Source organism: Bradyrhizobium sp., from assembly GCF_030697065.1.
Taxonomy (GTDB): domain Bacteria; phylum Pseudomonadota; class Alphaproteobacteria; order Rhizobiales; family Xanthobacteraceae; genus Bradyrhizobium.
Map to the genome: position 1 here is coordinate 1 of NZ_JAUYQU010000002.1, position 11,795 is coordinate 11,795.

Annotated in this window: 11 protein-coding genes and 2 pseudogenes; 8 read left to right on the forward strand and 5 right to left on the reverse strand. The window is 66.3% G+C overall.

Annotated features, from left to right (window positions below; all coding sequences use genetic code 11):
• The 3 genes and pseudogenes from Q8R73_RS00030 to lysA form a co-directional block, all read left to right on the forward strand.
• Window positions 1–355, forward strand: a pseudogene (locus Q8R73_RS00030) (argininosuccinate lyase); the annotation flags it as partial.
• Between the two features lie 91 nt (window positions 356–446).
• A complete protein-coding gene (locus Q8R73_RS00035) occupies window positions 447–725 on the forward strand; it encodes a lipoprotein (protein WP_305717503.1) in 279 nt (92 codons plus the stop codon).
• 7 nt (window positions 726–732) lie between these two features.
• Entirely contained in the window at window positions 733–1,998 is a 1,266-nt protein-coding gene (lysA, locus tag Q8R73_RS00040; protein ID WP_305717504.1) for a diaminopimelate decarboxylase, read from the forward strand.
• A 73-nt stretch (window positions 1,999–2,071) separates the two neighbouring features.
• Here the strand turns inward: lysA and Q8R73_RS00045 are convergent, their stop codons facing one another.
• Both Q8R73_RS00045 and Q8R73_RS00050 read right to left on the reverse strand, forming a co-directional pair.
• Window positions 2,072–2,983, reverse strand: coding sequence for an NAD(P)-dependent oxidoreductase (locus Q8R73_RS00045; RefSeq protein ID WP_305717505.1), 912 nt, complete (start codon window positions 2,981–2,983; stop codon window positions 2,072–2,074).
• A gap of 202 nt (window positions 2,984–3,185) precedes the next feature.
• A complete protein-coding gene (locus Q8R73_RS00050) occupies window positions 3,186–3,566 on the reverse strand; it encodes a carboxymuconolactone decarboxylase family protein (protein ID WP_305717506.1) in 381 nt (126 codons plus the stop codon).
• A 190-nt stretch (window positions 3,567–3,756) separates the two neighbouring features.
• On the opposite strand from Q8R73_RS00050, the gene Q8R73_RS00055 reads away from it, so the two are divergent.
• Window positions 3,757–6,327, forward strand: a complete 2,571-nt coding sequence (locus tag Q8R73_RS00055) for a TIGR02302 family protein (RefSeq protein ID WP_305717507.1) — start codon at window positions 3,757–3,759, stop codon at window positions 6,325–6,327.
• Between the two features lie 116 nt (window positions 6,328–6,443).
• On the opposite strand, the gene Q8R73_RS00060 is transcribed toward Q8R73_RS00055, so the two are convergent.
• Together Q8R73_RS00060 and Q8R73_RS00065 are read right to left on the reverse strand one after the other, a co-directional pair.
• Window positions 6,444–6,818 (reverse strand): response regulator, encoded by a 375-nt coding sequence (locus Q8R73_RS00060; RefSeq protein WP_305717508.1) that lies wholly within the window; start codon window positions 6,816–6,818, stop codon window positions 6,444–6,446.
• A gap of 100 nt (window positions 6,819–6,918) precedes the next feature.
• A complete protein-coding gene (locus tag Q8R73_RS00065) occupies window positions 6,919–7,785 on the reverse strand; it encodes an MJ0042-type zinc finger domain-containing protein (protein WP_305717509.1) in 867 nt (288 codons plus the stop codon).
• Window positions 7,786–7,983: 198 nt separating this feature from the next.
• On the opposite strand from Q8R73_RS00065, the gene ftsE reads away from it, so the two are divergent.
• The 4 genes from ftsE to Q8R73_RS00085 all read left to right on the forward strand — a co-directional run bounded on the left by ftsE (window position 7,984) and on the right by Q8R73_RS00085 (window position 11,249).
• A complete protein-coding gene (gene ftsE / locus Q8R73_RS00070) occupies window positions 7,984–8,643 on the forward strand; it encodes a cell division ATP-binding protein FtsE (RefSeq protein WP_305717510.1) in 660 nt (219 codons plus the stop codon).
• Between the two features lie 8 nt (window positions 8,644–8,651).
• The gene (locus tag Q8R73_RS00075; protein ID WP_305717511.1) at window positions 8,652–9,623 is read left to right on the forward strand and encodes an ABC transporter permease; all 972 of its coding nucleotides are present in this window, start codon (window positions 8,652–8,654) and stop codon (window positions 9,621–9,623) included.
• Window positions 9,624–9,749: 126 nt separating this feature from the next.
• Window positions 9,750–10,466: a YdcF family protein gene (locus Q8R73_RS00080; protein WP_305717512.1), complete on the forward strand. Its 717-nt coding sequence runs from the start codon at window positions 9,750–9,752 to the stop codon at window positions 10,464–10,466.
• Window positions 10,467–10,478: 12 nt separating this feature from the next.
• A complete protein-coding gene (locus tag Q8R73_RS00085; protein ID WP_305717513.1) occupies window positions 10,479–11,249 on the forward strand; it encodes a 1-acyl-sn-glycerol-3-phosphate acyltransferase in 771 nt (256 codons plus the stop codon).
• Window positions 11,250–11,284: 35 nt separating this feature from the next.
• Here the strand turns inward: Q8R73_RS00085 and Q8R73_RS00090 are convergent.
• Window positions 11,285–11,582: pseudogene (locus Q8R73_RS00090) on the reverse strand (transposase); the annotation flags it as partial.
• Between the last annotated feature and the right edge of the window lie 213 nt (window positions 11,583–11,795).

Here is an 11,795-nt window from a genome sequence, read left to right on the forward strand (position 1 = left end):
GGATATCGTCCCGGACGAGGCGCGGATGAAGGCTGCTGCCGGCGAGGGCTACGCCACCGCCACCGACCTCGCCGACTGGCTGGTACGGACGCTGAAAATGCCGTTCCGCGATGCCCATCATGTCACCGGGCGAATCGTCGGAGCGGCGTCGGACAGGGGCGTGCCGCTGCACGAGCTCCCCTTGAAGGATATGCAGTCGATCGAGCCTGCCATCACGAAGGAGGCGCTGGCCGTGCTTTCGGTGGAAGCGTCGGTGAAGAGCCGCACCAGCTATGGCGGAACCGCTCCCAAAAATGTGCTGGCGCAAGCCAAAGCGTGGCTGAAGCGGCTGGAAAAGCAGCGAAAGTTGGGCTGAGCCTGCAAAAACAGCTGCAATTTCATGGTCGTCCAGCCCTCGCCAGAACCGGGCAATCTTTGTATGGTGCCGCCGCATTGGGGATTTTGTCGTGAATCGCAAGTTGAGCCCGACATCTTCGGGATGGGCCATCATCGTTTTGAGCGCGGCCGTGCTGGCGCTCGGGGGCTGCGGCCGCAAGGGCGGGCTCGATCTGCCGCCGAATGCCGCGTCGCAGGCATCGTCCGCGGCATCGCCTGACGATACCGATGTCGAGGTCGAACGGGCCGCGCAGGGCGCGTTCAATCCGTCCTCCGGAACAACCGATCCGTCGGCCACCGCGCCGCGAGGCCGCAAGAGATCCTTCGTCCTCGATCCGCTTCTCGACTGAGCCGGCCATGAACCATTTCGACTATCGCAACGGCGTGCTGCACGCCGAGGCGGTTAATCTCATCGAACTGGCGGATGCGGTCGGCACGCCGTTCTATTGCTATTCGACCGCCACGCTGGAGCGCCATTACCGGGTATTCAGCGAGGCCTTTGCCGGCGAGAGGACGCTGGTGTGCTACGCCATGAAGGCCAATTCCAACCAGTCGGTGCTCCGCACGCTGGCAAAGCTCGGCGCCGGCGCCGATGTGGTGTCCGGCGGCGAATTGAAGCGGGCGCTGGCTGCCGGCATTCCGCCGCACAAGATCCTGTTCTCCGGCGTCGGCAAGACCGAAGCCGAGCTGCGCGCCGCGCTGGCCGAGGACATTCTCTGCATCAACGTCGAGTCCGAGCCGGAGCTGGACCTGCTGTCGCGGCTGGCCGCCGAGACCGGCCGGACCGCGCGAATCTCGGTCCGGGTCAATCCCGACGTCGATTCCGGCTCGCATGCCAAAATCTCTACCGGCAAGTCCGAGAACAAGTTCGGCATTCCGCTGGCCCGCGCCCGCGCGGTCTATGCCCGCGCGGCCAGGCTGCCGGGCATCCAGGTCACCGGCGTCGACATGCATATCGGCAGCCAGGTCACGGATCTCGGCCCGCTGGAAACCGCCTTCCGGCTACTCGCCGAATTCGTACAGGTGCTGCGCGCCGACGGCCACACCATCTCGCATGTCGATTTCGGCGGCGGGCTCGGCATTCCCTATCACATGGACCGTGAGGCGCCGCCGCTGCCCTCGGCCTATGCCGCCATGGTCAAGCGCGTGACCCATAATCTCGGCTGCACGCTGATGTTCGAGCCCGGCCGGATGATCGTCGGCAATGCCGGCATCCTGGTCGCGCGCGTGATCTATGTGAAGCATGGCGACGCCAGGAATTTCGTCATTCTCGACGCCGCGATGAACGACCTGATCCGTCCCACCCTGTATGAGGCGCATCACGACATCCTGCCGGTCCGCGAGGCCGCGGCAGGTGCCCCCACGATCCTGGCCGACGTGGTCGGCCCGGTCTGCGAAAGCGGCGACTATCTCGCGCTCGACCGCAACCTGCCCGAGCCGAAGCCCGGCGATCTCATGGCGATCATGACCGCCGGCGCCTATGGCGCGGTGCAGTCCGGGTTCTACAACACCCGCGCGCTGGTGCCGGAAGTGCTGGTCAAGGACGATCAATACGCGGTGGTGCGACCGCGCGTCGAGGTCGAGCAACTGATCGCGATGGACAAGACGGCGCCGTGGCTGTGAGTTTGCATGACCGGACGCGGTGCAGGGTTCTTCACGCTGCTCCGCAGAGCCGCAGCGTCCGGGCAACGGGTCCTCATTTTATTGCCGCGTGGCCACCTTTCGCGCCGCCCACCACGACGCCCGCCGCCTGTTCGATGGGCTTGATCGCGGAGGTGAAATCCGATTCCGGGCCCATCTCGCGGATCACGACTTCCCAGAGCCGGCCGACCGCCTCGGCGACTTCCATCGACAGCCCCAGCGCCTTCATCTCTTCCAGGCAGAGCCGCACGTCCTTCACCATCAGTCCCGTCGCAAAACCGAAATCGAAGCTGCGCGGCAGGATCGCACGCGGAAACTTGTCGCGGCTCGCGGTGTTCATGCCCGATCCGGCATTGATGACGTCGATCATCACGGCCGGATCGAGTCCGGACTTGACGCCCATCACCACCGCCTCCGAGGTCGCGACCACGGCGGTCGCCGACAAGAGGTTGTTGGCGAGCTTCATGGTCTGCGCCGAGCCGGGCTTCTCGCCGATGAAGAACACCTTGCCGATGACGCCGAGCGCGGACTTCACGATCTCAAAGTCGGCGCTCGGGCCCGACACCATGACCGCAAGCGTGCCCTTCTCGGCGCCGCCGACGCCGCCGCTGACGGGGCTGTCGAGCTGCACGATATTCTGCTTCGCCAGCAGGTCGTGAATCCGCACCGCCATATGCGATCCGACCGTGGACAGATCGATGAAGCGCTTTATCAATTTGCCTTCGATCACGCCGCTTGAGCCGGTCGCGACCTCCAGCGAGGCCTGCAGCGACGGCAGGCTCGCCATTACGGTCTCGGCGCGGTCGGCGACGTCTTTCGGCGATGACGCGGCGCTGGCGCCCAGCGTGACCAACTGGTTGACCGCCTCCTGGCGCTGGTCGAACACGGTGAGTTGATGCCCGGCCTCGATCAGGCGGCGCGCCATGGGGTATCCCATTTTCCCCAGGCCGATGAATCCGATGTCCATGATGTTGCGTCCTTGAGTCTAAAACTTATTGCGAGGTCGGTACCGGCGATGGGGCCGACCCGGATGCATGAAACAACCACCGCTGTCATCGCCCGGCTTGACCGGGCGACCCAGTATTGCAGAGACGCCAGCGATAGTGCCGAGAAGCCGCAGCGTACTGGATCGCCCGGCGACGGCAGTCCTTGTTGTGGCGTGCAGCTTCTCAGCCCTTGTCGATTTCGGCAAACACTTCGCGCGCGATCCGAAAGCTGTCGACGCCTGCGGGCACGCCGGCATAGATCGCCACCTGCATGAAGATCTCGCGAATCTCGTCCCGGGTCACGCCGTTGGTCAGCGCGCCCTTGATGTGCGCCCGCAGTTCGTGCGGGCGGTTCAGGATCGAGATCATCGACAGATTGAGCATGCTGCGGGTCTTGCGCGGCAGTTCCTCGCGGCCCCACACCGCGCCCCAGCAATATTCGGTGACCAGCTCCTGGAACGGCCTGTTGAAATCGTCGGCATTCTTCAGGGCATTGGCGACATAGGCCTCCCCCAGCACCGCCTTGCGAATTTCCAGTCCCTTGTCGTGCGTCTTCTGGTCCATGGCGTTTCCTTGAAGTCTCTTGAGGTGCCATCGGGGTTCCCCGGCGGTTCGCGGTCGACGTTACGGGGTCAGGACTGTGCAGTCACGCCTTCGTGTTATGCGTATTTCCGGGTGGGGGTTACCCTCGGCAACAGGTGCCTCACAGCCGCCGCTGTGCTAGGATTCTGTTCGGGCCAACCTGGAGAGTTGATTGAGCGGCGCCATTCCCGACCCGTCAGAGCCTTCGCGCGACCCCGATGCCGCCGCCAGGCTGCAGCTTGGTCAGGCCTTGCAGCGGGCGAAATACGCGATCGCGTGGGAGCTGGCCTGGCCGCATCTGGCGCGGCTGCTGAGCCTCTTCGGACTGTTTCTGGTGGTATCGTGGGCCGGTTTGTGGCTGACGCTGCCGTTCATCGCGCGCGCCATCGGGATCGGTCTGTTCGTGCTGGCGGCGCTTGCGGCGCTGTGGCCGCTGGTCAGATTCCGCTGGCCGAGCCGCGAAGCCGCGCTCAGCCGGCTCGACCGCGGCACCGGCATCCGGCATCGCCCGGCGACCGCGCTGACCGATACGCTGGGGACCCAGGATCCGGTGGCGCTGGCGCTGTGGCAGGCGCAGCGGGAGCGCACGCTGGCTTCGCTCAAGCGGATTCGCGCCGGCTTGCCGTCGCCGCGGCTGCCGATTCACGATCCCTGGGCGCTGCGCGCGCTGGTCGCCGTGTTGATGGTCGCGACCTATGTGGCCGCGGGCGACGAGCGAAACATGCGCGTCGCTGCGGCGTTCGACTGGAACGGCGTGCTGGCGCCCGCCAATATCCGGGTCGATGCCTGGGTGACGCCGCCGCTGTACACCGGCAAGCCCCCCATCATCCTGTCGGCCGCGAACAAGGACGCCGCGGCACCTGCCGGCCCCTTGCCGGTTCCGGGTGGCTCGACTCTGATCGTGCGCTCCAGCGGCGGCACGCTCGAGGTGGTGACATCGGGCGCGGTCACCGAGGCCGTCGCGGTGGAGCAGGCGCCCAAGGGCACCAACGAGAAGCAGTTCACCATCGCCGGCGACGGCACCGCGCAGGTCCGCTCGCCCTCCGGGCAGCCGCAATGGAAGTTCAGCGCCACCGCCGATCGGGGGCCGACCATTGCGCTCGCCAGGGATCCGGAGCGCCAGGCGCGCGGCTCGCTGCAGATGTCCTACAAGATCGAGGACGATTACGGCGTCACCGAAGCGCAGGCGCGTTTCACGGCCCGTCCCGGCGATCCCGCCAGGGGCGGCGCGGCGCCGCGGCCGCTGTTCGATGCGCCGCAGTTTGCGCTGGCGCTGCCGAATGCCCGCACCCGCAACGGCGTCGGGCAGACCGTCAAGGATCTCTCGGAAGACCCCTATGCCGGCGCCGATGTCACCCTGACCTTGTCCGCAAAGGACGAGGCCGGCAATGAAGGCACGAGCGAACCGTTCGACATGCGGCTTCCGGAGCGGCTGTTCACCAAGCCGCTGGCGCGGGCGCTGATCGAGCAGCGCCGCGTTCTGGCGCTCGACGCCAACCAGATCGGGCAGGTCTATGCGGCGCTCGATGCGCTGATGATCGCGCCGCATCTGTTCACGCCTGAAGCCGGTCACTACCTCGGTCTCTACAGCGTGTCGCGGCAGCTGGAGGCTTCCCGCACCGATCCCGCGCTGCGCGAGGTCGTGGCCGCGCTGTGGGCGCTCGCCGTCACCATCGAGGACGGCAATATCACTGACGTCGACAAGGCCTTGCGGGCCGCCCAGGAGGCGCTCAAGCAGGCGCTGGAGCGCGGCGCCAGCGACGAGGAGATCAAGAAACTCACCGAAAATTTGCGCGCGGCGCTGGATAACTTCATGCGCCAGCTCGCCCAGCAGCAGCGCAACAATCCGCAGCAGTTGGCGCGGCCGCTCGATCCCAACACCAAGGTGCTGAGCCAGCAGGACCTCAAGAACATGATCGACCGCATGGAGCGCCTGTCCCGCTCCGGCGACAAGGATGCGGCCAAGCAGTTGCTGGAGCAATTGCAGCAGATGCTGGAAAACCTGCAGATGGCGCAGCCCGGGCAGTCCGGCGACGGCGACATGCAGGAGGCGCTTAACGAACTCGGCGACATGATCCGCAAGCAGCAGCAGTTGCGCGACAAGACCTTCAAACAGGGCCAGGATTCGCGGCGCGATCGCCAGCGCGGCAAGCAGGGCGACCAGAACATGGGCGAGCTGCAGCAGGACCAGCAGGGCCTGCGCGACCGGCTCAGGAAATTGCAGCAGGAACTCGCCAAGCGCGGCATGGGGCAGGGCCAGCGCGGCGAAAAGGGTGAAAAGGGTCAGCAGGGCCAGGGTCAGCAAGGCCAGCAGGGCGAAGAGGGCGACGGCGAGGGCGAGGACGGTCTTGGCGACGCCGATTCCGCGATGGGCGACGCCACCGGCAGGCTCGGTGACGGCAATGCCGATGGCGCGGTGGATTCGCAAGGCAAGGCGCTGGAGGCGCTGCGCAAGGGTGCCCAGAGCCTCGCCGAGGCCATGCAGCCGGGCGACGGCGAGGGACAGGGCGACGGTCCGGGCCAGCGCCCGGGACGGCAGCAGAGCGGCGCTGCCCAGAACGATCCCCTGGGGCGCCCGCTGCGCGGGCGCGAATTCCCCGACGACCCTTCGGTCAAGATCCCCGACGAGATCGACGTGCAGCGGGTGCGCCGGATTCTCGAGGAACTTCGCCGCCGCCTTGGCGACTCGCTGCGCCCGCAGATCGAACTCGATTACATCGAGCGGCTGCTGAAGGATTATTGAGTTTCCGCGGCGACTCGGGTGTTCCCCCTCTGCCGCTTGCTTGCGGGGGGACGAGCCCGCCGATCAACTCGATCGCATGACGAAACGGAAACGCGGCGACGTCGGCGCTGCCTCCGCTATACCTTCTTCGCCGCCAATGCATCGGCTACCGCGGTGCGGATATCGGCGACCGAAAACGGTTTGGTCACCACGTCGTGCACGATGGCGTTGAGGCCGTGCGCGCGTTCGCGCTGGTCGGCAAAGCCGGTCATCAGCAGGATCATCAGGTCAGGAAAATCCCGTGCCACGGCCAGCGCCAGCGCGATGCCGTCCATGACGGGCATCTTGATGTCGGTGAGCAGCAGATCGAATGCGCCGTTCTCGCGGGTCAGGATATCAAGCGCTTCGGCGCCGTCCTCGGCGGTGACGGTGGCATGGCCGTCCATGGCGATCGCCCGCGCCACCAGCGTACGCATGGATTCTTCGTCATCGGCGATCAGCACGCGCGGCATCGGGCATTCATCCTTCCAGCGGGACTATAGCGTGTTCGCGCGGGCAGCGTATGCCGGCGGGAAGAAACCCGCCGGAACCGGCAGGCCCCGTCCGTCCGGTTCAGACATTGCCGCCGGCGATATCCCGCTTGTGGAAGAAACGTACATCGATGTTGCGGCCCTCGGGCGGCGGTGAGGCCAGCCGCGACTTGAACCAGGCGCGTTCGCCCGGCCGCAGCACGGGCTGCTCCAGTACGGCGTTCCAGGCATAGATTTCCGCGCCCTGCGCGTCGCGGACGCTGAAGCGCAGCCGCGGCAGCTGGACCGTCTTCTTGGCCTCGCCGGTGATCACGCCCTCGATCACCAGCACCGGCTTGCCGTCCACCGTTTCGGAAGTGATCTTGACGTCCTTGAACATCAGTCCGCGCAGGTTCACCTCGAGGCCGACCATGCGGTAGAAGTCGGCGGTCTGCGGCAGCAGCCGCACCACCTCGACCCGCCAGATCATCAGCGCCAGCACCAGCGCGCCCATCGCGGCGCACGCCATCGCGGGACTGACGAAGGATTTCCGGCGCGACGCCCGGGCCTGGCCCGCCGGCCGCCCCAACAGCTTGCGGAACCAGGAGAGCGGCTGCGGACGCACGGCCTCCGGGGCCATGTCGTCCCCTGCCGTCGACGGCCAGTTGGCATCGTCCGGCGCGGCGTCGCCGGGCCAGTCGGCCGATATCGAGGGGCTGTCGACCACGGGGGTCTGCGCGCCCTCGTCTTCGCGCGCCATCGCCGCCCATTCGGCTTCGGTGTCGTCGGCCCCGGCCTGGGCGGAGGCTTCGGCCATCGCGGGGGCTGCCATCGCGAGTTCGGTCGCATCCTCCGGCCTTGCCAGCCAGACTTCCTTGCACCGGGAACAGCGCACGGTACGGCCGGCCGCGCCCAAAGTAGCCGGATTAATGGCATAGGACGTGGAGCAATGAGGGCAGATGATATGCATGGAGTGGATCTCCACAATGACGCTGGCCGGATGCTACAACGCGAGCGTTAACGAATCGGAAACCATAACCGAAGCACAACCGTTTTGTCCGGTTCGCAACCCAGCGAAGCCGGCCACCTGCGGGCCCAGGGCGTCCGGTCTCGAGGCTTTCCGGTCTCATGGCCTGCCGGTCGCGCCCCCCATCGAACGGAGCTGAGCTTGGTCCGGTTCGAAAACGTCGGATTGCGTTACGGGCTCGGCCCGGAGATTCTGCGCGACCTCAATTTCCTGATCCCCGCCCATTCGTTCCAGTTCCTGACCGGCCCGTCCGGCGCCGGCAAGACCTCGCTGCTGCGGCTGCTGTTCCTGTCGCTGCGGCCGACGCGGGGCCTGGTCAACCTGTTCGGCCACGACGTCTCGCTGCTCGGCAAGGATCAGGTCGCCGATCTGCGCAAGCGGATCGGCATCGTGCTGCAGGACTTCCGCCTGCTGGATCACATGACGACCTACGAAAACGTCGCGCTGCCGTTCCGGGTGATGGGCCGCGACGAATCCAGCTACCGCAAGGAGGTCATCGATCTCCTGAAATGGGTCGGACTCGGCGAGCGGATGGATGCGCTGCCGCCGGTATTGTCCGGCGGCGAGAAGCAACGCGCGGCGATCGCCCGCGCGGTGATCTCGCGGCCGCAGCTGCTGCTGGCGGACGAACCGACCGGCAACGTCGATCCGACGCTGGGACGGCGGCTGCTGCGGCTGTTCATCGAGCTGAACAAGTCGGGCACCGCGGTCATCATCGCGACCCACGACATGACGCTGATGGACCAGTACGATGCGCGGCGGCTGGTGCTGCATCAGGGACGGTTGCATATCTATGAGTAGGCAATGCCATGAGTAGAACCGGCGACGACCACGGGCCCCTGGTGGATCTCGGACATGAGCGCCCGCAACTGCCGTCCCGCGCGCGCAACCTGTCGCCGATCGTGCCGCGCGCCTCGATCGCCGGCCGCGCGCTGGTCGCGGTGGTCGCCATCATGACGTTCCTGGCGTCGATCACCACGGGCGCGGTGCTGCTGGTGAGCGCGTCGGCGGCGGAGTGGCAGTCGGAGGTCGCGAGCGAAATCACCATCCAGGTGCGGCCCGTCGCCGGGCGCGATCTCGAACGCGACGTGGCGGCGGTCGCCGAGGCGATGCGGACCCAGTCCGGCATCGTCGAGATCAAGCCCTTCACCAGGGAGGAGTCCGCCCGATTGCTGGAGCCGTGGCTCGGCACCGGATTGTCGTTTGACGACCTGCCGGTGCCGCGCGTCATCGTCGCGCGGGTTACGCCGGGCACCGGGCTCGATCTGGCGGCGTTGCGCGGTCGGGTGATGCAGGTGGCGCCGACCGCCAGCGTCGACGATCACCGCGCCTGGATCGAGCGGATGCGGTCGATGACCGGCGCCACCGTGTTCGCCGGCATTGGTATCCTCGCGCTGGTGATCGCCGCGACCATCATCTCGGTATCGTTCGCGACCCGCGGCGCAATGGCGGCCAACCGCCCGATCGTCGAGGTGCTGCATTTCGTCGGCGCCGGGGATCGCTTCATCGCCAACCGCTTCCTGCGTCACTTTCTCAGGCTCGGCCTGCAGGGCGGCGTGATCGGCGGCGGCGTCGCCATGCTGCTGTTCGGCTTCTCCGAATCGATCGCGGGCTGGTTTTCGGGCACCCCGGTCGGGGATCAGTTCGCGGCCTTGCTGGGGACGTTTTCGCTGCGCCCGTCGGGCTATCTGGCGCTGGCGGCGCAGGCGGTCTTGATCGCCGCGATCACCGCCTGGGCATCGCGGCGGACGCTGTTCGCCACCCTCGACGACATCGATTGAGGTGGAATGAAATGCTCCTTCCCCCCACCACGCGCAACGGTGCGCGGAAGGAGGGGAGTACAAGAGCCGAGCCTTCAACATCAAATTTGCGCTACACTTGCACGGACAGGGAAACATCGGCACTAGATGAGTTCGAAGTCCGACGATAGATCGCCCGATGCGCCGGCCGCCGTGCCGAGGGGATGGTTGCGCGCGACGATCGTGGCGTCGCTGGCGATCGCCTTCGTTACCGCTGCCGTCGGCTTCGTCGCCTTCCTGTCGCAGCTTCGCGGGGCCGAGGTGAAGCCCGGGCGCAGCGCCGACGGCATCGTGGTGCTCACCGGCGGCTCCTCGCGCGTTTCCGATGCGATGGGATTGCTGGCCGGCGGCTACGGCAAGCGGCTCCTGATTTCAGGCGTGCATCCCACCAACGCCGCGAGCGATATTTCCCGTTCGTTGCCCGACAATCACCAGCTGTTGGGCTGCTGCGTCGATCTCGACCGCTCCGCCGTCAATACCCGCAGCAATGCGGCCGAGACGCGGCGTTGGGCGGATGCGCGGGGTTTCAAGTCGCTGATCGTGGTGACATCGAACTACCATATGCCGCGCGCCATCGTCGAATTGTCGCATGCGATGCCGGATATCGAGCTGATTCCCTTCGCAGTGGTCGGCGATACATGGCGGGACGAGCCGTGGTGGACCAGTGGCGCGACGTTGCGGCTGCTGCTATCGGAATATGTCAAGTATATCGCCGCGGAGGTGCGGGTGCGGCTGGCCGACCTCGGTCTCGATCTGCCCGATCTCGCGGACCCGCCGGCCGGAGCGCCGCCGGCACGCAAACCGGCGACGGCTCAAGCCCACTGATCTGGATATCCCATGGTTTCGATCTTCTTGCGCTCGCTGGCCTACAACGTGCTGTTCTATGCGCTGCTGGTGTTCTGGATACTGGTCGCCCTTCCCACATTTCTGATGCCGCGGCGCGCCTTCATGTCGGTCGCCAAGACCTGGGCGCGCAGCAGCGTCTGGCTGTTGCGCGTGGTCTGCAACACAAGACTGGAAGTTCGCGGGCTTGAGAAGATCCCCGCGGGACCGTTGATTGTCGCTTCGAAACACCAGTCGATGTGGGAAACCTTCGCGCTGATGCCGTATTTCGACGCGCCGCTGTTCATCTACAAGCGCGAACTCGCCTGGATACCGTTCTTCGGCTGGTATCTGATGAAGTCGGGAATGATCGGCGTCGACCGCAGCGGCGGGCTGCGCTCGCTGATGGAGATGGCGCGGCGCGCGCCGAAGGAAATTCGCAGCGGCCGGCAGCTGATCATCTTCCCCGAGGGCACCCGCACCCCGGTAGGCGCGCCGCCGGATTACATGACCGGCGTCGGACAGATCTACACCTCCAGCGGCGTGCCCTGCCTGCCGGTGGCACTGAATTCCGGCCTGTTCTGGCCGCGCCGCACCTTCATGCGCTATCCCGGCACGCTGGTGGTCGAATTCCTCGATCCCCTGCCGGCGGGCCTCAGCCGCAAGGAATTCATCGTGCGGATCGCGACCGTGATCGAGGCCGCCACCAACCGCCTCGTCGAGGCGGCCCGCGCGGAGCAGGCGCAATTGTTCGGCGTGGTGCCGAGCGCGCCGCCGAAGAAGTAGCGCTACACTCCGGGCCTGTAGCCTGGATGGAGCGAGCGGTCGTTGCGAGAGACCGGCACCCCTGCCGCCATGACGCTGCGCGTAAAGGCACTCTTGATCCGCCGCCATCGCCCGGAATAATCGGAATCACCCGGCGGCAATGTCATAATCGCATGCACGTGATCGGGCAGAATGACGATGGCATCAATGGCGAAAGGGCGCTCTCCGCGCGCCACGCGAAATGCTGCGTAACAGTGCCACGTGATCTACCAGAGCCGATGATCTTCGATCATTTAGCGTCACGGTGAAGAAGAACATGCCTCCCGGGACGAAATTGCGCCGATACCGGACCATCTGCAGATTGTATCCCGGACGAAGTGCCGCGCAATCTTGATATTCACCTGGTCGTCACGTTCCCGGATTGCGCCATCGGTTACGGCGCTGCACGCCGACCCGCTGGCTCCATCCGGGCTACGACTTTCCCACTTTGGGGGAGGGTAAAGGATGCGCATCCCCATGCAGCATCGCCGCCAGCTGATGCAGTTGCGCATCGCGAAAACCCTGCGC